Origin of the sequence: Amycolatopsis sp. cmx-11-32, assembly GCF_047608695.1 — a bacterium.
Lineage (GTDB): Bacteria > Actinomycetota > Actinomycetes > Mycobacteriales > Pseudonocardiaceae > Amycolatopsis.
On the sequence record NZ_JADNQN010000006.1, the window covers coordinates 280499 to 306792 of the forward strand.

The following is a 26294-nucleotide window of genomic DNA, read 5'->3' on the forward strand; positions in this document are numbered from 1 at the left end:
CGGCCGCATGCGCACATTCGGCAAGATCGTGGTCATCGGCGCGGGCGTCCTCGCCCTGGCGGCCTGTAGCGAGAAGCAGAACACCGCAGGCTCGGCTTCCAGCCCCGCCCCCGCCCCGTCGTCCTCCAGCGAGGCAGGCGCCGCTTCGAAGGGCAAGGAGTGCACGGCGGACGACGTCAAGACCACCGGGAAATTCGGGGAGGCGCCGACCATCACCATCCCGGACGACTGCGACCCGCCGAAGAAGCTCATCACCAAGGACCTCGAGCCCGGCACCGGCGAGGGCGCCAAGGCGGGCGCGAAGCTGAAGATGAACTACTCGCTGGTCACCTGGTCCAACAAGCAGAAGCTGGACAGCTCCTTCGACCGCGGCGAGCCGTTCGAACTCGACCTCGGCGCCGGCATGGTCATCAAGGGCTGGGACCAGGGCCTGGAAGGGATCAAGCAGGGCGCGCGGCGGCTGCTGATCATCCCGCCGGACCTCGGCTACGGTCAGGGCGGCAACGGCATCGCGCCGAACGAGACGCTCGTGTTCGTCACTGACGCCGTGAGTGTCCCGACCGACAAGGGCTGAGCTCACTGGAGCTGAAGGGGCCCTTCCCCGCATCTCACGCGGTGAAGGGCCCCTTCGCTGCATGCGATGCGGGGAAAGTCCCCTTCAGCTCCCGGCGTACTCCCAGGTGAGCAGGGTGATCTCCAGGCCCTTCTCGACCTTCACCTCAGGTTCCCTGTCGGTGACGGCGTAGCCGACGCGGCGTGCGACGGCCACGCTCGCCGTGTTCTGCGCGTCGATCTTCAGCCGGAGCGGCCCGAGACCGTGTTCCAGCGCGTAGGCGGTGAGCACCCGGAGAGACCGTGCCGCGAGATCTTGTCCGCGGTGGGCCGGGCCGACCGCGTAGCCGAGTTCGACGTGGCCTTCTTCCGGTAGGAACAGCACCACTTCGCCGAGTGGCTCGCCGCCGTCGACCGTGATGGCGAGCCGCCGCCCCGTCCCGTCCATGCGACGGGTGAGACTCTTCTCGTAGTGCCCCTTCGCCGCCACCTCGTCGAACGGAGACGGCAACGGCGTGAAGCGCGCGACGGCGGGGTTGTGGAACAGGCCGGGCATGAACGCGACGTCGTCCTCGATCCAGTCGCGCAGCACGAGGCCTTCCCCGGTGAGCCGGACCTGCTCCGGCCAGATCACGGTCACGGAATCAGCAGGAGCTTGCCGGTGGTGCGCCGCCCCTGCAGATCTTCGTGCGCCTGGCTGGCTTCGGCCAGGGGATAGCGGCCGCCGATCCTGATGTTCAGCGAGCCGTCCCGCACGGCGGCGAACAGTTCGTTCACCCGCCACTCCAGTTCCTCGCGGGTGAGCACGTAGTGCGCTGAGGTCGGGCGGGTGAGGTACACCGAGCCGCTGCGGTTGAGCAGTTGCGGGTCGATCGGTGGCACCGGGCCGCTGGCCGCGCCGTAGAGGGCGAGCAGGCCGCGGATCCTCAGGCTCGCCAGGCTGCCGTCCACAGTGGACTTGCCGACGCCGTCGTAGACCACCGCGACGCCCTTGCCGCCGGTGAGTTCACGGGCCGCCTCGGCGAAGTCGACCTGGTCGTAGCGGATGACGTCGTCCGCACCCGCCTCCGTGGCGAGTTCGGCCTTCTCGGCGGTGGAGACGGTGCCGATCACCCGTGCGCCGCGGGCCTTGGCGAGCTGGACCAGCAGCAGGCCCATCCCGCCCGCGGCGGCGTGGACGAGGACGTCGTCACCGGCCTTGACCTCGTAGGTCGAGGCGATGAGCGCGTGCGCGGTGACGCCCTGCAGCATCGTCGCGGCGGCGGTCTCCTCGGTCACGCCGTCCGGGATCTTCACCGCGACCGAGGCGGGGAGCAGACGGCGCTGGGCGTAGCTGCCCAGCGAGCCCTGCCAGGCGACCCGATCGCCGACGGCGAAACCGGTCACGCCGTCGCCGATCGCGGCGACCGTGCCCGCGCCCTCCATGCCCAGGATGAACGGCGTGTCGATGGGGTAGATGCCCTCGCGGTGATAGGTGTCGATGTAGTTGACGCCCGCCGCAGCGATGTCCACCAGCAATTCCCCGGCACCGGGTTCGCCGACCTCGACTTCGGACAGCTCAAGGACTTCGGGACCGCCGGTTCGCCGGATCTGCACTGCCGTGGGCATACATCCTCCTCGTTCAAGGTCGTTCCGACCGGGACAACTATGGCCGACGCCACGGTTATTCCGCGTCGCGGGCCTTTCGCGGTTAAGCTCGGCCCGTGGCTGAGACCGAAGAGAAGACCGAGACCGCCGCCCCGACGTCGCGCCAGGTCGCGGCCGCCCGTGACTTCGTCAAGCGGCACGGGAAACCGTCGCGCGCGGTGGTGGAGAACATCGGGCGGATCGGTGCCAGGGTCGTGCTCGTGGGCGCCGACGGCGCGCTCGGCGACGTCGTCGTCGTCTCCATGGAGGCAGGCGAGGCGCTGGTCGAGGCCGTCGAAGACCTCGAGCCCGCCGAGTGGGACAGCGAGACCGTGAAGGCCACCAAGATCGGTGCCGAGCACCGCCGCCGGATGGCGGGGAAGTGAGCGGTTCCGCGATCTTCGTCGCGTGCTCCGCACTGCCGGAAGGCGACGGTGACGAACACGCCGTTCCCGAGGCGATGGCCGACCTCGGCTTCAAGACCCGCTGGGCGGCCTGGGACGACACGACCGTCGACTTCGGCGCCGCGGACATCGTCGTGCTGCGCGCCACCTGGGACTACGCCGAGCGTCGCGACGAGTTCCTGTCCTGGGCCGAAACCGTGCCCGTGCTGTCCAACTCGGCCGAAGTCGCGCGCTGGAACACCGACAAGTCCTATCTGGCGGAACTCGGCGACGCCGGGGTCTCGGTCGTGCCGACGACCTTGATCGCACCGGGGGACGAGACACCGCGCTGGCCCAAGAGCGATTTCGTGCTGAAGCCCGCGATCGGTGCCGGCTCCCGGGGCGTCGGGAAGTTCACGCCGGCCCGCGCCGAAGACGCCGCGTCGCATCTGAAGAGTCTTCACGGCGAGGGCCACACCGCAGTGATGCAGCCGTATCAGCCCAGCGTGGACAGTGAAGGCGAGCTCGCGCTGGTGTACTTCGGCGGCGTGTACTCGCACGCGTTCTCGAAGGCCGCGATGCTGGGCCGGGAACTCGACGAATCCGGTTTGTACGTCACGGAAAAGCTCGCGCCCGTGCAGCCGCCCGCGAAATTCCGGGCCTTGGCCGAAGACGTTTTGGACGCGACGGCGGCGCTGCTCGGCATCTTGCGCGCGGAACTGCTCTACGCCCGCGTCGATCTCGTCGCCGGTCCGGACGGCAGGCCGCTGTTGCTGGAACTGGAACTCGTAGAGCCGTCGCTCGGCTTCCGGCAGACCGACGCCGACGCCGCTTGGCGCTTCGCCTCGGCTGTGCGGCAGCAACTCTCCTGACGCAAGTCGTCCTCTAGTTGCGGTAGATGCGTGTGCAAGTACCGCAACTAGAGGACGAAATGCGGGGCCTTAGGCGGGTTTCACGCGTTTCGCGGCCAGACGTTCGGGTTTCGGCCACCGCACGTCCCGCGCCCAGCCGAACTTCTCGAACAGCCAGATCACCCGCGCCGAAACGTCGACCTGTCCGCGCAGGACGCCGTGCCGCGCGCAGGTCGGGTCGGCGTGGTGGGAGTTGTGCCACGACTCGCCCATGGAAAGGATCGCCAGCGGCCAGAAGTTGGCCGCCTTGTCACGGCTGGCGAACGGGCGCTCGCCGATCAGGTGACAGATCGAGTTCACCGACCAGCTGACGTGGTGCAGGAACGCGATCCGGACCAGCCCGGCCCAGAAGAACCCGGTCACCGCACCCCACCACGACCAGCTGATCAGCCCGCCGAGCACCGCGGGCAGCGCGAGACTGAGCGTGATCCACAGCCAGAAGTAGCGGTTCACGACGCGAAGATCCTTGTCGGCCACCAGGTCCGGCGCGAAGCGCTCGTAGTTGGTCACCTCGCGGCCGAACATCCAGCCCATATGCGCGTGCCAGAACCCGCGCAGCAGCGCCGTGGGCGACGTTCCGAACAGCCAGGGGGAGTGCGGGTCGCCTTCGCGGTCGGCGAAGGCGTGGTGACGTCGGTGGCTGGCCACCCAGAAGATGACCGACCCCTGCACCGCGAAACCGCCGGCGATGGCGAGCGCGATCCGCAACGGGCGGCCGGCCTTGAAGGCGCCGTGGGTGAAGTAGCGGTGGTACCCGACGGTCACCCCGAGCGTTCCCAGCGTGTAGAACACGGCCGCCAGCGCGAGGTCGACCCAGGTCATGCCCCAGCCCCACACGATCGGCACGGCGGCGAGCAGGGCGACGAACGGGACCAGCAGAAAAGTCTTGAGTATCAGCATCTCCCCAGCCCCTCTGCGGTGGGAGATCAGGGGTTTGGACTGACTGGCCGGTGCGTCCGGCTCCGTGCTGGCGGTCATGCGACACCTCGTGACTCGACTCGGAGGTGACCCCCGTGTGGGGCACCGAACGCAGCGTAAGGGCATCGTCTGGCGCGCACGCCGCCCGGGGGTTACGTCCGGTTTGCCGAGGGGTCAGTTCGAGGTGGCTAGTTCCCGCTCGGGGGCCTCGGCAAACGGCGCGGGACCGCGATCGCGTGAGCCACACCACAACGCCGCCGTCGCGATGATCACCGCCGCGGAGCCGAGGACGTGGAACGAGACCAACGCCTCCGGCACACCCAGCGCGTACTGCACCGAGCCCAGGACGCCCTGAGCGAGCGCGATGACCCACACGACGCTGTAGCGCCTCCACAGCTGCTTCGGCGTGCTGCCACGCATCAGCTGGAGCCCGAACACGGCCAGCACGATCAGGTAGGCCACCAGCAGCCCGCCGTGGATCTGCGTGAGCGTCTCGATCGGCGCCTGGAACCGGTGGGTGCCGGGGTCGCCGCCGTGCGGTCCCGCACCGGTGACCGTGGTGCCGGCGATGAGGACGGCCCACATCACGGCGGCGAGCACGACCAGCGTCTTGCGGCCCGCGTCCGGGATCAGCCAGCGGGCGGGCTCGTCACCCTCCTTGAACGCGCGCAGCAGCAGGACCGCGAGCCAGACCAGGGGAGTGGAGGCAAGGAAGTGCAGTGCGACGGTCCACCATTCGAGCTTCGCGAGCACGGTGATCCCGCCGACGACGGCCTGCAGCAGCACGCCCGCGGGCATCGTCCAGGCCAGTTTCACCAGACGACGGCGGCTCGGGTGCTCGATCTGTACACGCCAGGCGGTGATCACGCACAGCGCGGCGACGGCGATGACGACGCCGGTCAGCATCCGGTTCCCGAATTCGATCCACTGGGTGAGCGCGTCGAATTCCGGGTGTGCCACGGGCACGATGCTGCCTTCGACGCACTGCGGCCAGGTCGGGCAGCCGAGGCCCGAGCCGGTGACGCGGACGACCGAGCCGGTGACGCCGATTCCGGCCTGTGCGATCACCGCCGCCATCGCGACCGCTCGCTGAACCGCGAACGAGGGATACGGCAGACGCGCTACAAGGCTCTGGAACGGCACGCCTTCGATGCTAGAACGCCGTTCCTGAGAGCGTTCCACCGGCCGCACCCGCTGTGTCCGCCGCCTCAGGTGAGGCGGGTGGTCTTGCTCGCCAGCGCGCCCGCGACGACACCCCAGCCGACGAGGACCGCGAACGGGCCCCAGCCGAACGAGCCGTTCAGCAGCACCGACCGCAGACCTTCGGCGAGCGCGCCCGAGGGCAGCAATTCCACGATCGTCGCGACGCCGGACGGCATCGTCGACGGCGCCAGCAGGATGCCGCCGGCGAGCAGCAGCACGAACCAGACGATGTTCGCCAGCGCCAGCACCGCTTCCGCGCGCAGCGCCCCGCCGAGCAGCAACCCCAGCGCGCCGAACGCGAACGTGCCGACGATCAGGAACGGGATCGCACCGAGGATTCCGCCGAGCGACGGCGACCAGCCCAGCAGCGCGGCGACGGCACCGAGGATCACGGCCTGCAGCGCGACCACGACCAGCGCGGCGGTCACCCGGCCGGCGACGAGCAGCCAGCGGGGCAGCGCGGTGGCGGAAAGCCGTTTGAGGACACCGTATCGGCGGTCGAAGCCGAGTGCGATGGCCTGTCCGGTGAACGCGGACGACATCACCGCCAGCGCCAGGATCCTCGGCGTGATCCAGTCCACTTTGGACGCCGAACCGAGCTGTGCCGACGGCAGGATGTCCAGCAGCGACAGGCCGATCAGCAGCGCGAGCGGGATGAGCAGGGTCAGCAGGATCTGCTCGCCGTGGCGCAGGGTCAGACTCACCTCGACCTTCGCGTGCGTGCGCAGCATCTTGCCGAGCGAACCGCGACCGGGGGCCGGGGTGAACGTGCCCGCGGCGAACCGCGGGGCGGGCGTCGTGATCATGCGCGCAATTCCCGTCCGGTCAGCTCCAGGAAGACCTCTTCCAGCGTGCGCCTGCCGACCTGCAGTTCCTCGGGCATGACGCCCTGCTGCGCGCACCACGCCGTCACCGTCGACACGACCTGCGGGTCGATCGGGCCCTCGACGAGGTACGTCCCCGGCGCGGACTCGTGGACGAGGTGACCTTCGGGCAGTGCCGCGGTCAGCAGGCCGATGTCGAGCCGCGTCCTCGCCTTGAAACGCAGCTGCGCGGCCTCGCCCGCGTCGACGGTCAGCGACTGTGGGGAGCCTTCGACGACGACCTTGCCGTGGTCCACGATCACGACGGTGTCGGCCAGCGTTTCGGCCTCTTCCATCAGGTGCGTGGTGAGCAGCACGCTGACCCCGTCGGCGCGCAACGCTCCGAGCAGCTCCCAGACCAGGCGGCGGGCCTGCGGGTCCATGCCCGCCGTCGGCTCGTCGAGGAAGAGCAGTTCCGGGCGTCCGACGAGCGCGCAGGCGAGGGAAAGCCGCTGCTGCTGCCCACCGGAAAGCCGTTTGAACGGCGTCTTCCGCGCGCCCGAAAGTCCGAGGATGTCCAGCAGCCAGGCCGGATCGAGCGGGTTCGCGGCACACGCCGCGACCAGTCCGAGCATTTCGTCGGCCCGGACACCGGGATACGCGCCGCCGCCCTGGGGCATCACGCCGATCCGCGGCCGCAGCGCCGTCCCGTCCCGTGCCGGGTCCATGCCCAGCACGCGGACTTCGCCGTCGTCCGCGCGCAGGAAGCCTTCGCAGATCTCGACGGTGGTGGTCTTGCCGGCCCCGTTCGGGCCGAGCAGAGCGAGCAGTGTGCCACGTTCCATCCGCAGGTCGAGTCCATCGACCGCGGTGGTGGATCCGTAGCGTTTCACCAGCCCGGTGATCTCGACGGCGGGGGTGTTCACGACAGGTCACGATACGGCCTCACGCCGGGACCGAATGCTCCGGGGACGGTCTGGACAGCAGCAGCGGCGAGATGCGGTGGACGATGAACAGCCCCAGAAGTGTGACCGCCCCCGCGGCGGCCCACGCGAACGGCAGGACGTAACCGCGGCCGTCGAAGGTGCTGCCCGTCGTGGGCAGCAGGAACGGCAGGACGGCGGTGACGATCGTCGCGGCGATGCGGAACCGCGACGTTCCCGCGGCCGCGGCGAGCGGGATGATCGCCCACAGCAGGTACCAGGGCTGCAGTGCCACGTGCAGCACCATCACCGCGCCCAGCGAGACGCCGAGGCCGATGATCGGCCGGTAGCGCCAGTTGAAGCTGTCCCAGAGGAACTTGAGTGTCACGGCGCCCGCGACGAGGTAGCCGAGGGTGCCGAGGATCGGCACCATCGCGTTGGTGTGGTTGCCGAGGCCGAGCGCGATGCCGAGGACGCCGCCGAGAGCGGCGAGTTCCGACGTCGGCGAGATCCACGAGCGGACCAGTCCAGGGGTCCCGAGCGCGCCGACCCAGCCGAAGCCGAGGCCGGTGCCGTAACAGACCGCGACCAGCACGACGCCGAACATCAGCGCCATCGGCGCCGCCGCGGTGAGCAGGTCCTTGAGCTTGCCGTGCCAGCGTCTCGCCACCATCACCGTGAAGAACGGCAACGCCAGGATCGCGTTCAGCTTCACCGCGACGCCGAGGGTGATGATCGCCACCCCGAGCCCGATGAACAGCAGTTCGCCCTTGGCCAGTGGCGGGGGAGCGTCGCCCTTGAACCGCACCGGCATCCGGCTGAGGCCGACCTCCAGCCCGGCCACCATGAGGCCGATCGCCAGCGCGTCGTTGTGGGCGCCCGCGACGAAGTGGAAGATCAGCAGCGGGTTCGCCGCGCCGAGCCACAGCGCGGTGGCGGGTTGCACGCCGAAGCGCCGGGCCAGCCGGGGCAGCGCCCAGATGATCAGGATGACGCCGATCAGCGCGAGACCGCGCTGCAGCAGTACCCCGGTGACGATGCTCCCGTTGCTCAGCGGGGCGAGCCAGCCGCCGAGGCGCAGCAGCAGCGGCCCGTAGGGAGCCGGGGTCTCGCGCCACATGTTGGAGACACCCGAGGTCAGCGGATCGGAGACACCGAGCGCTTCGGCGGGGCCGAGGGAGTACGGATCCATCCCGCGCGCCACGATCTCGCTCTGCGCGAGATAGCTGTAGACGTCGCGGGAGAACAGTGGCGGGATGAACAGCAGCGGCGCGCACCAGAGCGCGATCGTGCGGGCGAGCTGGCCCTGGGTGGCGAGGCGGCGGCGCGCGGGCTGTGCGAACCGGCCGAGCAGCAGCCAGCTCAGCACGATGATCGCCATCCCGGCCAGGCCCATCGCGAGCGAGACGGTGGGGATACGGGTGAACAGCCGCAGGACCGGGATGTTCTGCACCGGGTTGATCACCGGTGCGGCACCCGCGCCGAGCGAGCCGAGGGCGAGGAACAGGGAACCGACCGCGCCGAACCGGCGGACCACGTTCAGCCCGCGCAGTTCCCTGTCGTCGAGCGGTTCGGGTTCGTGCGGGCGTGCCGGGGACAGCGTCGCCACCGATCCCGGCGCCGGGTCTTCCGGTACCGCCCCGTCCGTGTCCCGCTGTGCCGGGTGTTCGCCCACTGCCACGCACGAAGGGTAGCGATCGCGGGAACAGACTGAACGGGTACGTGGTTACCGCCGGGGCCGAAGGGGACCATCCCCGCGTAGGACGCGGTGAAGGACGCTTTCGTCTCATCGCATGCGGGTAAAGCGTCCTTCAGCTCCGGCAGGGACGAAGTGACCCGCGCCACTCCGTGAGGCACCCCTCTTTGCCGTCTCCCCGGAAATACGTCACACTTGTGTTGTGAAAAAGACGGAGACACGGGACGAGGCCGGTGGCGACATGTCGCGCGCCGACGTCCAGCCTGTCCCCGTCCAGGTCGGCCCCGAGGGCCGGACCAGGCACGAAGTGGCCCGCTTGCTGCTGGAACAGGGTCCGATGACCGCCATCGTGGTCGCCGAGCAGCTGGGGATCAGCGCCGCCGCCGTCCGCCGTCATCTGGACGCGCTCCTGGCCGACGGCGAGGCCGAGACCCGCGACGCGCCCCGTCGTGGCCCCCGTGGACGAGGCCGTCCCGCCAAGAACTTCCTGCTCACCGAAGCGGGCCGCGCCCGGTTCGGACACGCTTACGACGATCTCGCGTCCTCGGCCATCCGGTTCCTCTCCGAACACGCCGGCGAAGACGCCGTGAAGGCCTTCGCGGAGGCCCGTGTAGCTTCGCTGGTCGGCCCGCATCAAGAGGCCATCGCCAAGCACACGGATCCCGCCGCTCGCGCCGAGGCCCTCGCTGCGGCGCTGACCAGGGAGGGTTACGCTGCGTCGACCCGCCAGGTCGGGGTCGGTGAACAGCTCTGCCAGCACCATTGCCCGGTCGCCCACGTCGCCGCCGAGTTCCCCCAGTTGTGTGAAGCCGAGACAGAGGCTTTCGCGGAACTCCTGGGTACTCACGTGCAGCGACTGGCGACCATCGCACGCGGTGACAACGCGTGCACCACACACGTACCCGTCGCTTCGGCGGGTCACCCGGCCACACCCGCGCCGGGAAGCACGGCGCCCTCTCCAGGGCGCACAGCACGGATCCCGAATGGAGGGAAACCCGCATGACTGCCGCTGCCGAGCAGCGCACTCCCACCACCGCGCCCATGAGCCAGGAAGAGACCATCGAGTCCCTTGGCAAGTACGCGTTCGGCTGGGCGGACTCCGACGAGGCGGGCTCTACTGCCCGTCGCGGACTGAACGAGGACGTCGTCACCGACATCTCCTCGAAGAAGTCCGAGCCGGAGTGGATGCGCGAAGCACGACTGAAGGCGCTCAAGCTCTTCGACTTGAAGCCGATGCCTAACTGGGGTGCGGACCTCTCCGGGATCGACTTCGACAACATCAAGTACTTCGTGCGGTCCAGTGAGAAGCAGGCCACCTCCTGGGAAGACCTGCCCGAGGACATCAAGAACACGTACGACCGGCTCGGCATCCCCGAGGCGGAGAAGCAGCGCCTCGTCGCCGGTGTCGCCGCGCAGTACGAGTCCGAGGTCGTCTACCACTCGATCCGTGAGGATCTGGAGGCGCAGGGCGTCCTGTTCCTGGACACCGACACCGCGCTCAAGGAGCACCCGGAGATCTTCAAGGAGTACTTCGGCTCCGTGATCCCGGCCGGGGACAACAAGTTCTCCGCGCTGAACACCGCGGTGTGGTCCGGCGGCTCGTTCATCTACGTGCCCAAGGGCGTCAAGGTGGACATCCCGCTGCAGGCCTACTTCCGGATCAACACCGAGAACATGGGCCAGTTCGAGCGGACCCTGATCATCGTCGACGAAGACGCCTACGTGCACTACGTCGAGGGTTGCACCGCGCCGATCTACCAGTCCGACTCGCTGCACTCGGCGGTCGTGGAGATCATCGTGAAGAAGGGCGCCCGCTGCCGTTACACGACCATCCAGAACTGGTCGAACAACGTCTACAACCTGGTCACCAAGCGCGCCAAGTGCGAAGAGGGCGCGACCATGGAGTGGATCGACGGCAACATCGGTTCCAAGGTCACGATGAAGTACCCGTCCGTCTTCCTGATGGGCGAGCACGCCAAGGGCGAGGTCCTCTCGGTCGCCTTCGCGGGCGAGGGCCAGCACCAGGACGCCGGCGCGAAGATGGAGCACCTGGCGCCGCACACCTCCTCGACCATCGTGTCGAAGTCGGTGGCGCGCGGCGGTGGCCGCACCTCCTATCGCGGCCTGATCAAGATCGCGAAGCGGGCACACCACTCGCGGTCCAGCGTGGTCTGTGACGCGCTGCTGGTCGACACGATCTCGCGGTCGGACACGTACCCGTACGTCGACATCCGCAACGACGAGGTCTCCATGGGCCACGAGGCGACCGTCTCGAAGGTCAGCGAAGACCAGATGTTCTACCTCATGTCGCGCGGTCTCGACGAGGCCGAGGCCATGGCGATGATCGTGCGCGGGTTCGTCGAGCCCATCGCGCGTGAGCTGCCGATGGAGTACGCGCTCGAGCTGAACCGCCTGATCGAGCTTCAGATGGAAGGGTCCGTCGGCTAGTCATGTCGGTTACCGAGAACAACGTTTCCGAAGCGATGCGCGAAGGGGTTCGCGAGCCCGCCGGCTCTGGAGGCACAGTGGTGCCGGCGACCTCTCGCGCGGAGCGCTTCACCTCCCACGACGTCGAGGCCTTCGAGGTCCCCGGCGGTCGTGAGGAGAACTGGCGCTTCACTCCGATGAAGCGGCTGCGCGGTCTGCACGACGGGTCCGCCACCGCTTCGGCTTCGGCCACCGTCGAGTCCGACGCCGCGCCCGAACTGAAGATCGAACAGGTCGGCCGGGACGACGAGCGCCTCGGCGTCGCGGGTGTCCCGAGCGACCGGATCGCCGCGCAGGCGTACTCGGCGTTCACCGAGGCCACCGTCATCACGGTGCCCAAGGAGACCAAGGCGTCGAAGCCGTCGACGGTGAAGATCACCGGCCCCGGCGAGGGCGAGGTCGCCTACGGGCATCTGCAGGTCCGCGCCGAGCAGTTCTCCGAGGCCGTCATCGTCCTCGACCACGTCGGCTCCGGCACCTACGCCGACAACGTCGAGTTCGTCATCGGCGATTCGGCGAACGTGACCGTGGTCAGCGTCCAGGACTGGGCCGACGACGCGGTGCACGTGTCCGAGCAGCACCTGAAGCTCGGCCGCGACGCCACGCTCAAGCACATCGTCATCACCCTTGGCGGTGACCTGGTTCGCGTCTCGCCGACGGCGACCTTCGCCGACAAGGGCGGCGATGTCGAGATGCTCGGCCTGTACTTCGCGGACGAAGGACAGCACCAGGAGCACCGTCTCTTCGTCGACCACGCCGTGCCGAACTGCAAGTCGCGGGTGATGTACAAGGGCGCACTACAGGGTGACGGCGCGCACACCGTGTGGGTCGGCGACGTGCTGATCCGGGCGGCCGCCGAGGCCACCGACACCTACGAGCTCAACCGCAACCTGGTGCTGACGCCGGGCGCGCGGGCGGACTCGATCCCGAACCTGGAGATCGAGACCGGTGAGATCGAAGGCGCCGGGCACGCGAGCGCGACGGGAAGGTTCGACGACGAGCAGTTGTTCTACCTTCAGTCGCGTGGAATCGGCGAGGACGCCGCGCGGCGCCTGGTCGTACGCGGGTTCTTCCACGAGATCCTGGTCAAGATCGGCGTTCCCGAGGTGCGCGAGCGTCTCGAGGCCGCGATCGAAGCCGAGCTCGAAGCCGTGGGCGTCTAAGCCCTCGTCCGTCCACATCAGACTTTAGGAAAGAAATGCCTACGCTGGAAATCAAGGATCTGCACGCCTCGGTCACGACCGAGGAGGGCCCCAAGGAGATCCTCAAGGGCGTCAACCTGACCATCAAGTCGGGCGAGACCCACGCGATCATGGGCCCCAACGGTTCGGGCAAGTCCACACTGTCCTACGCCATCGCCGGTCACCCCAAGTACGAAGTCACCTCCGGGCAGGTCCTGCTCGACGGTGAGGACGTGCTGGAGATGAGCGTCGACGAGCGCGCCCGCGCGGGCCTGTTCCTCGCCATGCAGTACCCGGTCGAGGTACCGGGCGTGTCCATGTCCAACTTCCTCCGCACCGCGGCCACCGCGGTCCGTGGCGAGGCCCCCAAGCTGCGCCACTGGGTCAAGGAGGTCAAGGAGGAGATGGGCAAACTGGAGATCTCGTCCGAGTTCGCCGAGCGTTCGGTGAACGAGGGCTTCTCCGGCGGCGAGAAGAAGCGCCACGAGATCCTGCAGCTGGCGCTGCTCAAGCCGAAGATCGCCATCCTCGACGAGACCGACTCCGGCCTCGACGTCGACGCGCTGCGCGTCGTGTCCGAGGGCGTCAACGAGTTCAAGGCGAGCAACGACGCCGGCGTCATGCTGATCACGCACTACACGCGGATCCTGCGGCACATCACGCCCGACTTCGTGCACGTCTTCGCCGGCGGCAAGATCGTCGAGTCCGGCGGCCGTGAACTCGCGGACGAGCTGGAGGAGAACGGGTACGTCAAGTACACCGGCTCCGCCGAGACCGCCGCTGTCTGATCCTGGGAATTTCGCGACTACACCGAGAGGAGTTGGCCCGATGACCACCACCACGGCTAACTCTCCTGATGGACCCTCCGCTGGAACAAGTACGTCGGGTCGGGCCGCACCGCTGGACGTAGCGACCATCAGGGCCGACTTCCCCATCCTGACCCGCACCGTGCGGGACGGGAAACCCTTGGTGTATCTGGATTCCGGTGCGACGTCCCAGAAACCGGCGCAGGTGCTCGAAGCCGAGCGTCGGTTCCTCGAGACCTCGAACGCCGCGGTGCACCGCGGCGCGCACCAGCTCGCCGAGGAGGCGACCGACGCCTACGAGTCCGCCCGGGTGCGGATCGCGGAGTTCGTCGGCGCCTCCCCGCACGAGCTGGTGTTCACCAAGAACGCCACCGAGGGAATCAACCTCGTCGCCTACGCGATGAGCAACGCCGCCACGGCCGGACCCGGTGCCGAGCGGTTCAAGATCGGTCCCGGCGACGAGATCGTCATCACCGAGATGGAGCACCACGCGAACCTGGTGCCGTGGCAGCAGCTCTGCCAGCGCACCGGCGCGACGCTGAAGTGGTTCTCCGTCACCGCCGACGGCCGTCTCGATCTGTCCAATGTGGACGAGCTGATCACCGAGCGGACCAAGGTGCTCGCGTTCACGCACCAGTCCAACGTGCTCGGCACGATCAACCCGGTCAAGTTCCTGGTGGAGAAGGCCCGCAAGGTCGGCGCGCTGGTCGTGCTGGACGCTTGCCAGTCGGTGCCGCACGGTGTTCACGGGCAGGGTCCCGTGGACCTCCACGACCTGGACGTCGACTTCGCCGTTTTCGCCGGACACAAGATGGTCGGCCCGTACGGCATCGGTGTCCTCTACGGCCGCCGCGAGTTGCTCGAAGCGATGCCGCCGTTCCTGACCGGTGGCTCGATGATCGAGATGGTCCGCATGGAGCAGACCACGTTCGCCGCGCCGCCGCAGCGGTTCGAGGCGGGCACCCCGATGACGTCGCAGGCCGTCGGTCTTGGCGCGGCCGCCGACTACCTGTCGTCGATCGGCATGGACCGGGTCGCCGCGCACGAACACGTCCTCACCGAGGCGACGCTGGCCGGGCTCGGTGAGATCCCCGGCGTGCGGATCATCGGCCCCACCGACATGGCCGACCGCGGCGGACTGGTCTCGTTCGTCATCGACGGCGTCCACCCGCACGATTCGGGCCAGGTGCTGGACAGCCTCGGCATCGCCGTCCGCGTCGGGCACCACTGCGCGTGGCCGCTGCACCGGGCCTGCTCGGTCCCGGCGACCGTGCGCGCGTCGTTCTACGTCTACAACACGCTGACCGAAGTGGACGCGCTGGTGAACGGTGTGCGTGAGGCGCAGAAGTTCTTCGGGGTCGCCCAGGGGAGTTCCGCACAGTGAACCTGGAGAGCATGTACCAGGAGATCATCCTGGACCACTACAAGAACCCGCACGGCCGCGGTCTGCGCGAGCCGTTCGACGGTGAGTCGTTCCAGGTCAACCCGACCTGCGGCGACGAGGTGACCCTGCGGGTGAAGGTCGACGACGGGAAGGTCGCCGACATCTCCTACGAGGGACAAGGTTGCTCGATCAGCCAGGCGTCCACGTCGGTCTTGACGGATCTCGTCGTCGGGCACACCGTGGAGGAGGCGTTCACCACCATGGACGCCTTCGTCGAGCTGATGCAGGGCAAGGGGCAGATCGAGCCGGACGAGGAGGTGCTGGAGGACGGCATCGCCTTCGCCGGCGTCGCCAAGTACCCGGCCCGCGTGAAATGCGCCCTGCTCGGATGGATGGCGTTCAAGGACGCCGTCGCCCGCACGACCAACGGAGTTGAGACGGCATGACCGAACAGCAGACCGAAACCCGCGAGGGGCGCACCGCAGCCGACCTCGATGCCGAGACCGCCGCCGCCCCGGACACCGCCGACGTGGCGAAGGTCGAGGACCTCGAAGAGGCGATGCGCGACGTCGTCGACCCCGAACTGGGCATCAACGTCGTCGACCTCGGGCTGGTCTACGACATCCGGGTCGAGGCGGACAACACCGCCACCATCGACATGACCCTGACGTCCGCGGCCTGCCCGCTGACCGACGTCATCGAAGACCAGACCGGTGCCGCGCTCGTCGGCGGAGGAACCGGACTGGTCAAGGACTTCCGGATCAACTGGGTCTGGATGCCGCCGTGGGGCCCGGAGAAGATCACCGAGGACGGCCGCGAACAGTTGCGGGCGCTCGGCTTCACCGTCTGACCTCCTTCATGTACTCCCAGCCTGGGTAGGCCTGGAATGCCCCAAGTCCGTGAAGGCCTCCTTAAGGGACCCAGAGTCCCTTAAGGAGGCCTTCACGGATTGGCTGCCAAGGGGTGTGGGGAAATAGGAATGTTGAGTGTTTCTATTTCCACACAGTCACGTATTTGTATAACGACATATACGGTGCGGCGAGGGCGCGCGTGCCTGGTTGGGTAACGGCATGGTCTTTCGCTCCATCTCCCTCTTCGCGCTCGCCGCGCTCCTCGAGATCGGCGGCGCCTGGCTGATCTGGCAAGGCGTGCGGGAGCATCGCGGTTACCTTTGGATCGGTGCGGGCGTCGTCGCGCTGGGCCTCTACGGCTTCGTCGCGACACTGCAACCCGACGCGAACTTCGGCCGTATCCTCGCCGCGTACGGGGGAGTGTTTGTCGCGGGATCGCTGGCGTGGGGCATGGTCGCCGACGGCTACCGGCCGGATCGCTACGACGTCCTCGGCGCGCTGATCTGCCTGGCGGGGGTCGGGGTCATCATGTACGCGCCCCGGGGTTGAGTGACCGGGGTCATCGGGGCGATCGTGAGCGTTGCCCGGTCCGCCGGAAAACGACGAAAAGCAGTCGCAATCCCACCAGGGCACTGACCACCAGCAGGTTGTAGCCGAACATCTGGTGCAGCGTGACGCCGGGCAGCATCTCCGGGCCGGTCGCGCTTGCCAGCAACAGCACGGCCATCAGTCCGGTGGCCGCGCCGACGAACGCCAGCAGGATTTCGTGCACCAGGCCGGTGATCACGTCGCGGTCGCGTTCGTCGGAGAACAGCCGGACATTGATCGAAAGCCTGCCCTGCTCCAGTGCGTTGCCGATCCGGTCGACGCGGCGGGGCAGGCGGCGCAGCACCGGCAGGAGCGCCAGCAGTTCGTTGGTGGCGGTGGCGCGCAGCGACTCCCGCCGCAATCCGGCACCTACTTGCTCGGCGGCGTAGGCGCGGGATTCGACGACGATGTTGAATCCCGGCGCCAGCGCGGCCAGCGTTCCCTCCAAAGTGGCCAGTGCGCGGAACACCGCGGCGATCGGCGGGGGCACGCTGAGCCGGAAGTCGGCGATCACCCGGAACAGGTCGGTGAACATGTCCAGATCCGGGGCCTGCCCGTGGTTGAAATGCTTGGCCACCAAGGCGCCCAGCGCCCGATCCAGCCGTTGCTCCTCGATCTCGTCCGGCCGGTCGACGATCTCCAGCAGCCCGTCGCGCAACGCGGCCGGGTCACCGCGGTCGAGGGCGAGGATCAGGTTCTGCAGCCCGCCGCGCAGTCCCGAGTCCAGCCGTCCCACAGAGCCGAAGTCGAGCAGGCCCAGCCTGCCGTCGGTGAGCAGCAGGACGTTGCCGGGATGCGGGTCGGCGTGGAAGACGCCGCTGCCCATCACCTGGCCGAGCACGCATCGCAGCATCGACCGCGCGAGCTTGGCCCGCTCCGCGACCGGCACCTGCTCCCGGGCGGTGGCGAGCGGCTTGCCGTCGAGATGCCGCATCACCAGCACACGTTCGGTGGACAGTGCCTTGTGGACGGTCGGCAGCGCGACCTCGGTGCCGGGGTAGGCCGCGGCGACCGCTTCGATGTTCCTGGCCTCCGTGCGAAAATCGAGCTCCTCGACCAGCGCGTCGGCGAACCCTTCGGCGAGGTCGACGACGCCGAGCGAACGTGCCCAGTCCGCGCGCTGGTCCAGCGCGGCCGCCACCCGGCGGACGATGTCGAGGTCACGGTCGACCAGTACCTGCACACCGGGCCGCTGCGCCTTGACGACGACGTCCTGCCCGTCACGCAGCTTCGCCCGGTAGACCTGCGCGATCGACGCGGCCGCGATCGGCTTCGGGTCGAACTCGGCGAAGATCTCGTCCGGGTCGCCGCCCAGTTCCTCCCGGAGCACGGTGGCGATCTCGTCGGCGTCCGCGAAGGCGACCTGGTCCTGGAGTTTGCTCAGCTCCTCGATGAACACCGGCGGGAGCAGGTCGGACCGCGTCGAGAGCAGTTGGCCGAGCTTCACGAACGTCACGCCGCCCTCTTCAAGCGCGCGTCGCAGCGATCGCGCCAGTTTGGCGTGCCGGACCTTGGCGAGGCCGGGTTCGCGGCGGCCGGTGAGGTAGCGGCCGAGGCCGTGCTTGATCGCGATCCGGGTGATCTGCGAGTAGCGCCGCGTCCGGGCCACGCGACGGCGCAGGGACCGGATCCGGCCGATCAGCCCGAGTCCGGCGCCTGACGGCAGGACGAATTCCGCGACGAACAGGAAGATCAGCGTCGCCAGGAAAGCACCGCCCGCCACCGGGATGATCAGTCCGACGAAGGCGCCGCCACTCGCGTACATCGGTGTGGGGAACGCGCTGAGGATGCCGCCCGCGACGAGCCAGCCGAAACCGGCGGCGCAGAACGCGCGGACCACGCCGATCCGCACTCCCAGCACGCGGCGGGCGGCGACGACGAGCGGCCACAGCATCAGCGCGTACACGGGTAGGGTGAGCAGGCCGAGCAGCAGGTTCATGCGAGGAGTACATCACGCGCAGTCCGCACGGGATTCCTGCTCCGGCGGGACGGTACTCACCCCTGAGAGGGAACGGACCCCGAAGTTGTAGGTCGTGGTCGCCTCTCGGGGCGCGAACAGGACACCGAGGACCGCGATCGCGGCGGCGGCGAGGAACCCGGCGCGAAGGTCGATGAGGTCGCCGAGGAGGCCGATGAGCGGCGCTCCGATGGCCTGACCGAGCGCCAGCATCAGAAAGGACACGCCGACACCGAAGGCTGGTGCCGTCGGATAGGCCCTGGTGCCCCAGAGGATCAGCACTCCGGTCAGTCCGATGTAGACGGCCCCGAAAAGTGCCGCCGCGATGATGAGCGCCGGGAGCGACCGGGTGGCGAGAGCGAAGAGCGCGGTGGCGACGGCGAACAGGACCATCCCCGCCGACCAGGCTCGGCGCAGTCCTGCCCGTGAGGTCAGCTCGGCGGTGAACGCGCCGGCGAGGCCGACGGCGCCGAGGACGATCCACACCACCGTCGAGGCCGTCTCACTGAGACCGCCGACACTCACGGCGATGTCCCGGCCGAACGTCCAGATCGCCGCGCTGGCCAGGCCGAGTGCCGCGGCGGCAGGCAGCAGCCGACCGGTGGCTGGCGGGAACAGCGGCGACGGCAAACCGATCTTCCGGCCTTCCTTGACCGACGGCACGACGCGGGAGATCCACAGTGTCACCAGCGCCGATGCCCCGGCGAAGGCCCACCAGGCCAGCCGCCAGTCGCCGATCGCGAGCAGGAAGACCGGGCCGGACACCAGAACGCCGAGCCCGGTTCCGGCGTTCACGACGGACTGGGCTCGGTCGCGGCGGGTCACGCGGACGACGCGGGAGACCGCGTCCGCGAGCGACGGGGAGGCCAGCCCGGTGCTGGCTCCGGCCAGGACGACGCCGAGGGCGAGGACGGCGGCGTTCGGCGCGGCCGCGATCAGCGAGGTCCCCGCGGTGGCGGTCGCCCCGGCGGCGAGCGCGCCCGTCCGCGCACCCCAGCGGCTCGTGACGGCGGTCGAGGCGATGACGGCGAGGCAGTACGCGACGTAACTGCCCGCGGCGATGGCGCCGAGCATGCCGCCGTCAAGGTTGAAAACATCCCGGAGAGTCGGCGCGAACAGGCCGTACGCGTACCTCGCGAGTCCGTAGGAGACCGCGATCAGCGACAACCCGGCCACGGTGAGCGTCAGCTCGTGTTTGTACGAAGAAACCATCAGCTCTCCTCCAGAGGTATACCGATCGGTATACATCGGGAGTGTTCCCGCATTTCGCGCTCGGGTCAACCGATCGGTATAGTCGAGGCATGCTGACACCGGCGGGCGAGCGCGTCCTGAGCGCGGCGAGCACGTTGTTCTATCGAGACGGTCTGACCGCCGTGGGCGTCGCTGCCATCGCCGAAGCCGCGGGCGTCACGAAGAAGACGCTGTACGCGTGCTTCGGATCGAAGACGGACCTCACGGTCGCGTACCTGCGAAGCCGTCATGACGTCTGGTGGGCGTATCTCGAACAGCGGCTGGCGGAGGCCGACGCGCCCCGGGCCTTGACGGTCTTCGACGCCTACGTCGAGCACCCGAAGCTCGGGAGCGACCGGGGGTGCGCCTTCCTCAACGCGGCCGCCGAACTGCCCGCGGGACATCCCGGGCTCGACGTGATCCGGCGGCATAAGGCGGCGGTACGGGCGAAGTTCACCGAACTCCTCCGCGAGGACGTTCCGGGTGCCGCCGATCCGGAGCGGCTCGCGGAGCAGCTCTTCCTCCTGCTGGAGGGCGCCGTCGCGCACACCGGTATCGACGGCGACGCGCATAGGGTCACGCTCGCGAGGGAGATCGCGGAGATACTGCTGAGGGATCCGCGAGGATCCCTCACACGCTAGAAAGAGCGCATGCGACTTTTCGGCCCGCTCGTGGACCGGGCGACCTACCGCAGGTGGGTCTATTTCATCCTCGGCGGCGCCCTGAGCGTGCCGTATGTGCTCTTCGCCGCCATCGTGGTGCCGTCGCTGCTGCCCCTCGTCGTGACGGTGGAGCGCGGGGTCGTCATCGCGATGATCACCCTCGTCCTGGTGATCATCGCGTCGTCGTTCATCCCCGCCGTCCGGGTGCTGGAGGGCGCGGCCGTACGGGAACTGCTGGACGATCCCGTGCCGGGAGTGACGTTCGGGCCCGCGGGAAGCTGGCCCGTCCGGCTGCGGTCGACGGCGATGTACCTGCTGCACGTGGGCACGGGTTGCGTCATCAGCCTGGCGAGCCTGTTCGTCCCGGTCGGATTCGGTTTCACCATCGCGGCCCCGTTCACCGGCCAAATCGCACTGTCCACAGAGGACCCGATCGTGGTGCCGGATGGCTGGGCGAGCGCGTGGATCCCGCTGGCCTTCCTGCTCGGCGTCGTCGCGCTGGCGTATGTGGTGTGGGGAGCGGGTGCGGTGCTGACCCGCGTCGCCCGGAGCCTGCTGGGTGTCTCGGCCGCCGAACGGATCGCCCAGCTGGAGAAGCGCACCGAACAACTCGCCGAACGCAACCGGCTGGCGCGGGAACTGCACGACTCGGTGGGGCACGCGCTCAGCGTCGTGACCATCCAGGCCGGGGCCGCGCGCCGGACCCTCCGGTCCGATCCGGACTTCACCGAGCAGGCGCTCACCGCCATCGAGGACTCCGCCCGCGCCGCGCTGGGCGACCTCGACCACGTGCTGGGCCTGCTGCGGGAGGAGGCCTCGTCGCGGATGCCGCAGTCGGGGCTGGCGGAGCTGTCCGCGCTGATCGAGGCCACGCGACTGGCGGGCGCCGAGGTGACGGCGGAGGTGCGGGGCGAACCGTCGTCGGTGCCGCCGGTCGTTTCGCGCGAGGCGTACCGGATCTTGCAGGAATGCCTGACGAACGCGCTGCGGCACGCCGGTAAGGTGCCGGTGTCGGTGCTCGTCGACGCCGGATCGGAGCTGTTGCGGCTGCGGGTGACCAACCCGCTCGGTGCCGCGGCCCCGTCACGGGACGGGGGCGGCCGGGGGCTGCGGGGAATGGCGGAACGGGTGGACGTGCTCGGCGGCACGATCACCGCGGGCCGTGCGGACGGATGCTGGAGGGTCGAGGTGGCGGTGCCATGGGGGAAACGGCGATGAGCACGAAGGTGCTGCTGGTCGACGACGAACAGCTGATCCGGGCCGGGCTGCGGGCGATCGTCGCTTCCGAGCCCGATCTGGAGGTCGTCGGTGAGGCGGCCGACGGTGCCGAGGTGCCGGGTATGGTCTCGCGGTTCCGGCCCGACGTCGTGCTGATGGACGTCCGGATGCCCTCGATCGACGGGATCCGGGCGACCACCCATCTGATGTCCACTCTTGCCAACCCGCCGAAGGTGATCGTGGTGACCACCTTCGAAAACGACGACTACGTCTACGACGCCCTGCTCGCCGGTGCGAGCGGTTTCCTGCTGAAGCGGGCCCGGCCCGAGGAGATCGTCGCGGCGATCCGGACCGTGGCGGCGGGAGAGTCCCTGCTGTTCCCGGCCGCGATCCGGCGGCTGGCCGCGCAGCAGGCGAACCGGGGCCCGCAGGACGGTCTCGCCGGAGCCGGGCTCACCGAACGCGAACGCGAGGTGCTGCGGCTGATGGCGGGTGGACTGTCCAATGTGGAGATCGCGGGCGAGCTGTACCTCGGTGTGCAGACGGTGAAGACGCACGTCGGGAACGTGCTCTCGAAACTGGGCGCGAGAGACCGGACGCAAGCGGTGATCAAGGCGTACGACACCGGATTCGTCACACCGGCGGGCTGAGCGCGGTAGGGTTCCCAGGTGGAAACGAACGTGAACCGCCGTCGCTTATTGGGTCTGGGCACGGTCGCGGCCGCGGGTGCGGTGCTCGGAACGGCACAGGTCGCCGGCGCTGAAGACGCCGAAGTAGACACCGAAGTAGACACAGTGGCCAAAGACGCCTCGTCCGCCGCGCGCCGGATTTTCCAGGTGTACGCCCGGGAAACCGCGGAGGCGGGCGGAACCTGGTCGTCCTACGTCAGCGTCGCGGACTCCGCCGGGGACTTGGTTCCCGCCGTCGCCGAGCGGGCCGACGAGGTCGTCGAGGCCTACAGCGTCAACAAGATCGCAGTCGCCGCCGCGGTGCTCGACAAGATCGACCGCGGACTGCTCACTTTGGACCAGCGCGTCGACGTCACGGCCGACATCGTCATCAAGGACACCGACGGCATCTTCGGCCTCGACGGCGCGTACCCCAGTTCGGTGACCCTCGGGCACGCGATGGCCGCGCTGCTGACGCTGTCCGACAACACCGCCGTCCGCTTGTGCGGGCTGGTCTGCCCCGCCGCCGAAGTCAATGAGATCCTGCGTGGCAAGGGTTTCGTGCACACGCAGGTCGTTCCCGTCGCGAACCCGAACCGGTTCTTCCTCGGCAGGACCACCCCGGCCGAGACGCATACGCTGCTGCGGAAACTGGTCGGCGGAACGCTGCTTTCGGCGAAGTCGACCGAGTACCTGCTCACCATCCTGCGTTCGCTCAGCGCGTTCACCGACGGCGTGCGGCTCGACCTGACTTCGGCCGAGCGGCTGCGGGTCGCCACCAAGGCCGGCTGGTTCAACGACGGCCGCAACGAGGCGGGCGTGATGTTCAGCGCGGACGGCAAGCCGATCCTCACCTACTCGCTGTTCGCGTCGGGCGCGTTCTCGGGCGACGCGGCGGTCAACAAGGACGACTACGCCTCGACGCACCCGGCGTTGAAGGCGCGGACCAGGCTCGGCAAGGCGATGTTCCGTTCGGTCGAGAAGCTGACCGCCACCACCGCACCTACGCGACCGCTCCGTACCGGGCCTCCAACGGCGGCTGAAGGGGACTTTCCCCGCATAGGACGCGGTGAAGGGCGCTTTCCCCGCATCGCATGCGGGGAAAGCGCCCTTCAGCCAGTCGAGGGCGGCGAGGATCAGCGCGGCCATCGAGGCGGGATCCCCGTTTTCCGGGCGCAGCACCAGATCCGGGGTCTCGGGACGCTTGTAGGGAGCGTCCACCCCGGTGATCTCGCCCGCCCTCGCCTTCGCGTACATCCCCTCTGACACTCCCGCGTTCCGTCCTCTAGTTGCGGTAGTTCGCGCTACCAACTACCGCAACTAGAGGACGAAACGCGGAGGGGGTCAGAAGCCGGCGGCGCGTTGGGCGGGGAGACCTCGCGTCGTGATCCCGCGCAGCACCTCGACGCGCTCCGAGCCCGGCCGCCCGAGCACCCAGCTCGACCCGGGAACCTCCTTGGCGCGCTTCTTCAACGGCGCCAAGAGCCGAGAAGCGTCCTTGTAGGACCGGATCGCGCCGTTGCCGCACACCAGGGTCGCGAGCGACACCGTCACCGGCAGCCCGTCCGCCGACCACGGCGTGTCCAGCAGCGCGGCGGCGACCGTGCCGATCTCGTCGACGTCGCAGGCGATCAGGAAGTCGTCCCCGCCGACGTGGCTGACGCGCATCCGGCGCAGCCGGGACTCCAGGTCGGTGAGCGTCCGGCCGAGCGTGCGGATCAGGTCGTCGCCCGCGGCGAACCCCGCCGTGTCGTTGACCGTCTTGAACGAGTCGACGTCCAGCCAGGCCGCGACGAACGGTTCCCGCGCGTTGATCCGGCGGTCGACGTCCCTGGCGACGGCGTCGCTGCCGGGCAGCCGCGTCAGCGGGCTGAGGGAGACGGCCTCTTCGACCTTCGCCTCCGCGACCCCGCGGACGACCTCGTTCACCAGCACCACCCCGAGGCAGCGCCCGCGGTCGTCGACCACCACGACGTCGTCACCGGTCCGGCTCCAGTCCGCGTCGGTGACCAGTTCGAGGAACTCCAGCGCGCTCGCGTCGGCGTGGATCGTGTGCGGCTGGTCGGCGAGCCGTGACGCGGGCCGTTTGGCGTGCAGGGCGTGGCCGTACAACCCGGTCACCGCGACCAGGAACCGCGTCCGGTCGATCGACCACTGTGGACGGTGCCGGTCGTCGATGCCGACGATGCCGCTCGGCCCGTCGGAGGCGGCCAGCACCTCGCGCACGTCGTCGCAGGTCGCGTCCTCCGGCAGGGTGGTCGCGGGCCGGAGGAAGTCGCCGACTCGGCGCGCGCGGGCGGTGCCGGGGATGAACGGGCCTGGCGCGTCCGGAGCGGGCAGCGGCGCGTGGTCGCCGTCCGGCGGGGCGAGCAGGTTGCCCTGCGCGATCCGCACGCCGAGTTTGCGTGCGGACTCCAGCTGCTCGGTGGTTTCGAGCCCGGTGGCGACCAGCCGGTTGTCGGTGCGCGACGCGAAATGCAGCACCGACTCGACCACCGCGACGGCGGCCGGGTCGTGCGGCAGGCCGCGCAGCACGCTGCGGTCCAGTTTCACCAGGTCGATCGGAGCGGAGGCGAGCAGCGTGAGCGGGAGGTCGCCACGGCCGAGGCCGTCGAGCGCGAGCCGGAAGCCGAGTTCGGTGAGCCGCCGCATTCCGCTGAGCAGCTGGTCGGCGGGGACCTGGGAGAAGGGCGGCCCGATCTCCAGCACGACGTCCCTGGTCCGGCGGCCGGACAGCCCGAGCGCGTCGGTCAGCGGCTCGAACCTCGACGGCGGCGCGGCCAGCGTCCGCGCGGACAGGTTCAGGTGCAGTGGGAGTGTGGTCTGCGGCTCGTTCTGCTGCCGGACGGCTTCGGCGGCCAGGCCGATGTCGACCTCGGCCAGCCTGCCGCTGCGCCGGGCGTCGGCGAGCAGTTCGTGGGCGGTGCCGCGGCCCGGCCGTGCCAGGGCTTCGAACGCGACGACGCCACCGGTGTGCAGGCTGTACAACGGCTGGTAAGCGAAGCGGACCGCGATCTGCAACGTCACAAGCGAATGTTCGCTGGAGATGTCACGAAACGAAACACGTGTCGACTGATGTTCATCGTGCAGGCACCAGGGTTACCTAGAACGGCGTAGTGCACGCCACCCGATCAGGTGTTTTCTTACTTGCCATGGCGCTATTCGGAAAAGTGCCGACATCGCTTCGGCGGTACCCGAAACGTCTTCGCTACCGGACGTGAAAGCCCGTTGGAGTCCGGTGGGCAGGGTGAAGAACAGCTCGAAGAACGCCGGGACCAGTTCGGGCGGCATCCCGCACAACGCCCGCAGTCCGTGCCGCCGCAACCCGTGCACGGTGCGGGCCGAGGACGGCCACAGCGCGCGGTGAGCGGCCGACGCGGCTTCCGCGGGCCCTCGCTCCCAGGCCTGGGCTACGGCGTCGGCGACCGGATCCGCGAGCCGCACCGACGTCGCCACGCTGTACCCGGTCGCCGGATGCACCAGCCCGGCGGCCGCCCCGAACGGCACCGTCCGGCCGCGCCGGGGCGACGGCACATCGAGCACGATCCGGACGCGCTCTTCGCGCCCGCGCGACGTCAGCCCGGCGTCCGTCAGGCGGGCTCGCAGCCGCGCCGCCAGTACGTCCAGCGGCAGGCCGGGCCTGCGGGCCAGCGAGGTTTCCTCGACCAGGACGGTGCCGTCGCCGAGCGGCAGCACGTACAGGAAGGCCTGTTCGCTGCCGCGCCAGTCCATGAACACGGCGGTGTCCGGGCTGTCGACCAGTCTTAGTGCGTCCTCGGCGGGAAGGACGGCGCCGAACGCAGTCTGTTCGTACCGGTTTCCCCGGGGCCGGGCACCCGTGGCGTCGAAGTACAGACCTGCCGCGAGGACCCGCCCGTCCTCGAGGCGCACCGATGTTCCGTGTTTGCCGTGATCGACTCCGGACACCGTCCCGGCGGCGACGTCATAGCCGCCGGTCAGCCAGTCGCGCAGACCGGCGTTGTCCACCACGAGGTACCGCCGATCGAGGACATGCGGTCCGGTTCCGAAGGCGAGCGTCGTCGAAGGCGCGCAGGCGACGGCGCTCGCGGGCAACGCCGGCAGCTCGTCGGCCCACAGCCCGTAGGTCGCCGGCCAGCGCCTGCCCGGAGCCGGGTCGACCAGGGTCGTCGCCAGTCCGCGTCTCGCGCAGGCACGCGCGAGGGCCCGCCCGGCCGGGCCGCCGCCCGCGATCACCACGTCCGCCACCTGGGCATCTCATCACGGCA

The 26294-nt window shown here is 69.2% G+C and carries 25 protein-coding genes and 2 pseudogenes; 15 read left to right on the forward strand and 12 right to left on the reverse strand.

Going from position 1 to position 26294, the window contains the following annotated elements; translation table 11 throughout:
* Nucleotides 1-7 precede the first annotated feature (7 nt).
* Complete coding sequence (locus ACM6LR_RS20995; RefSeq protein ID WP_414944345.1) at nt 8-574, forward strand: FKBP-type peptidyl-prolyl cis-trans isomerase; 567 nt, start codon at nt 8-10, stop codon at nt 572-574.
* Nucleotides 575-658: 84 nt separating this feature from the next.
* Here the strand turns inward: ACM6LR_RS20995 and ACM6LR_RS21000 are convergent, their stop codons facing one another.
* Both ACM6LR_RS21000 and ACM6LR_RS21005 read right to left on the reverse strand, forming a co-directional pair.
* Entirely contained in the window at nt 659-1192 is a 534-nt protein-coding gene (locus ACM6LR_RS21000; protein WP_414937696.1) for a GNAT family N-acetyltransferase, read from the reverse strand.
* Complete coding sequence (locus tag ACM6LR_RS21005) at nt 1189-2160, reverse strand: quinone oxidoreductase family protein (RefSeq protein ID WP_414937697.1); 972 nt, start codon at nt 2158-2160, stop codon at nt 1189-1191. The genes ACM6LR_RS21000 and ACM6LR_RS21005 overlap by 4 nt, the downstream gene beginning before the upstream one ends.
* A gap of 95 nt (nt 2161-2255) precedes the next feature.
* On the opposite strand from ACM6LR_RS21005, the gene ACM6LR_RS21010 reads away from it, so the two are divergent.
* Together ACM6LR_RS21010 and ACM6LR_RS21015 are read left to right on the forward strand one after the other, a co-directional pair.
* A complete protein-coding gene (locus ACM6LR_RS21010) occupies nt 2256-2564 on the forward strand; it encodes a hypothetical protein (protein ID WP_414937698.1) in 309 nt (102 codons plus the stop codon).
* Nucleotides 2561-3433: an ATP-grasp domain-containing protein gene (locus ACM6LR_RS21015; protein ID WP_414937699.1), complete on the forward strand. Its 873-nt coding sequence runs from the start codon at nt 2561-2563 to the stop codon at nt 3431-3433. The genes ACM6LR_RS21010 and ACM6LR_RS21015 overlap by 4 nt, the downstream gene beginning before the upstream one ends.
* A 69-nt stretch (nt 3434-3502) precedes the next feature.
* On the opposite strand, the gene ACM6LR_RS21020 is transcribed toward ACM6LR_RS21015, so the two are convergent.
* The 5 genes from ACM6LR_RS21020 to mptB form a co-directional block, all read right to left on the reverse strand.
* Nucleotides 3503-4450: an acyl-CoA desaturase gene (locus ACM6LR_RS21020; protein WP_414937700.1), complete on the reverse strand. Its 948-nt coding sequence runs from the start codon at nt 4448-4450 to the stop codon at nt 3503-3505.
* A gap of 114 nt (nt 4451-4564) precedes the next feature.
* Complete coding sequence (locus tag ACM6LR_RS21025; protein WP_414937701.1) at nt 4565-5533, reverse strand: COX15/CtaA family protein; 969 nt, start codon at nt 5531-5533, stop codon at nt 4565-4567.
* A gap of 65 nt (nt 5534-5598) precedes the next feature.
* A complete protein-coding gene (locus ACM6LR_RS21030) occupies nt 5599-6399 on the reverse strand; it encodes an ABC transporter permease (protein ID WP_414937702.1) in 801 nt (266 codons plus the stop codon).
* Nucleotides 6396-7322: an ABC transporter ATP-binding protein gene (locus ACM6LR_RS21035; RefSeq protein WP_414937703.1), complete on the reverse strand. Its 927-nt coding sequence runs from the start codon at nt 7320-7322 to the stop codon at nt 6396-6398. Before ACM6LR_RS21035 ends, ACM6LR_RS21030 begins: the two co-directional genes overlap by 4 nt.
* A 19-nt stretch (nt 7323-7341) precedes the next feature.
* Nucleotides 7342-8928, reverse strand: coding sequence for a polyprenol phosphomannose-dependent alpha 1,6 mannosyltransferase MptB (gene mptB / locus ACM6LR_RS21040; protein WP_414944400.1), 1587 nt, complete (start codon nt 8926-8928; stop codon nt 7342-7344).
* Between the two features lie 328 nt (nt 8929-9256).
* Between mptB and ACM6LR_RS21045 the strand changes: the two genes are divergently transcribed.
* From ACM6LR_RS21045 to ACM6LR_RS21080, 8 genes are all read left to right on the forward strand, one after another.
* Complete coding sequence (locus ACM6LR_RS21045; protein ID WP_414937963.1) at nt 9257-10018, forward strand: helix-turn-helix transcriptional regulator; 762 nt, start codon at nt 9257-9259, stop codon at nt 10016-10018.
* 38 nt (nt 10019-10056) lie between these two features.
* Entirely contained in the window at nt 10057-11463 is a 1407-nt protein-coding gene (gene sufB, locus ACM6LR_RS21050) for a Fe-S cluster assembly protein SufB (RefSeq protein WP_409492618.1), read from the forward strand.
* Nucleotides 11464-11465: 2 nt separating this feature from the next.
* The gene (gene sufD, locus ACM6LR_RS21055) at nt 11466-12665 is read left to right on the forward strand and encodes a Fe-S cluster assembly protein SufD (protein WP_414944346.1); all 1200 of its coding nucleotides are present in this window, start codon (nt 11466-11468) and stop codon (nt 12663-12665) included.
* Between the two features lie 35 nt (nt 12666-12700).
* The gene (gene sufC / locus ACM6LR_RS21060; protein WP_396561227.1) at nt 12701-13471 is read left to right on the forward strand and encodes a Fe-S cluster assembly ATPase SufC; all 771 of its coding nucleotides are present in this window, start codon (nt 12701-12703) and stop codon (nt 13469-13471) included.
* A gap of 40 nt (nt 13472-13511) precedes the next feature.
* Nucleotides 13512-14873 carry a cysteine desulfurase gene (locus ACM6LR_RS21065; RefSeq protein WP_414937705.1) on the forward strand — a complete coding sequence of 454 codons (1362 nt, stop codon included), beginning with the start codon at nt 13512-13514 and terminating at the stop codon, nt 14871-14873.
* A complete protein-coding gene (gene sufU, locus ACM6LR_RS21070) occupies nt 14870-15319 on the forward strand; it encodes a Fe-S cluster assembly sulfur transfer protein SufU (protein ID WP_076163767.1) in 450 nt (149 codons plus the stop codon). Before ACM6LR_RS21065 ends, sufU begins: the two co-directional genes overlap by 4 nt.
* Nucleotides 15316-15723 carry a metal-sulfur cluster assembly factor gene (locus ACM6LR_RS21075; protein ID WP_414937706.1) on the forward strand — a complete coding sequence of 136 codons (408 nt, stop codon included), beginning with the start codon at nt 15316-15318 and terminating at the stop codon, nt 15721-15723. Before sufU ends, ACM6LR_RS21075 begins: the two co-directional genes overlap by 4 nt.
* Nucleotides 15724-15943: 220 nt before the next feature.
* Entirely contained in the window at nt 15944-16273 is a 330-nt protein-coding gene (locus ACM6LR_RS21080; protein WP_414944347.1) for a YnfA family protein, read from the forward strand.
* A gap of 10 nt (nt 16274-16283) precedes the next feature.
* Here the strand turns inward: ACM6LR_RS21080 and ACM6LR_RS21085 are convergent, their stop codons facing one another.
* On the reverse strand, nt 16284-18251 hold the full coding sequence (locus tag ACM6LR_RS21085) for an AarF/UbiB family protein (RefSeq protein WP_414944348.1): 1968 nt from the start codon (nt 18249-18251) through the stop codon (nt 16284-16286).
* A gap of 12 nt (nt 18252-18263) precedes the next feature.
* A complete protein-coding gene (locus ACM6LR_RS21090) occupies nt 18264-19481 on the reverse strand; it encodes an MFS transporter (RefSeq protein ID WP_414944349.1) in 1218 nt (405 codons plus the stop codon).
* An 89-nt stretch (nt 19482-19570) separates the two neighbouring features.
* On the opposite strand from ACM6LR_RS21090, the gene ACM6LR_RS21095 reads away from it, so the two are divergent.
* The 4 genes and pseudogenes from ACM6LR_RS21095 to ACM6LR_RS21110 form a co-directional block, all read left to right on the forward strand.
* On the forward strand, nt 19571-20140 hold the full coding sequence (locus ACM6LR_RS21095) for a TetR/AcrR family transcriptional regulator (RefSeq protein WP_414944350.1): 570 nt from the start codon (nt 19571-19573) through the stop codon (nt 20138-20140).
* 9 nt (nt 20141-20149) lie between these two features.
* Nucleotides 20150-21379, forward strand: a complete 1230-nt coding sequence (locus ACM6LR_RS21100; RefSeq protein ID WP_414937710.1) for a sensor histidine kinase — start codon at nt 20150-20152, stop codon at nt 21377-21379.
* Nucleotides 21376-22029, forward strand: a complete 654-nt coding sequence (locus ACM6LR_RS21105; protein ID WP_414937711.1) for a response regulator — start codon at nt 21376-21378, stop codon at nt 22027-22029. The genes ACM6LR_RS21100 and ACM6LR_RS21105 overlap by 4 nt, the downstream gene beginning before the upstream one ends.
* 186 nt (nt 22030-22215) lie before the next feature.
* Nucleotides 22216-22839 (forward strand): annotated as a pseudogene (locus tag ACM6LR_RS21110) (serine hydrolase); the annotation flags it as partial.
* A gap of 327 nt (nt 22840-23166) precedes the next feature.
* Here ACM6LR_RS21110 and ACM6LR_RS21115 read toward each other — a convergent pair.
* The 3 genes and pseudogenes from ACM6LR_RS21115 to ACM6LR_RS21125 all read right to left on the reverse strand — a co-directional run.
* Nucleotides 23167-23310 (reverse strand): annotated as a pseudogene (locus tag ACM6LR_RS21115) (adenylyl-sulfate kinase); the annotation flags it as partial.
* 81 nt (nt 23311-23391) lie between these two features.
* Nucleotides 23392-25074, reverse strand: a complete 1683-nt coding sequence (locus ACM6LR_RS21120) for a GGDEF domain-containing protein (RefSeq protein ID WP_414937713.1) — start codon at nt 25072-25074, stop codon at nt 23392-23394.
* 72 nt (nt 25075-25146) lie between these two features.
* Complete coding sequence (locus tag ACM6LR_RS21125; RefSeq protein WP_414937714.1) at nt 25147-26274, reverse strand: lycopene cyclase family protein; 1128 nt, start codon at nt 26272-26274, stop codon at nt 25147-25149.
* Between the last annotated feature and the right edge of the window lie 20 nt (nt 26275-26294).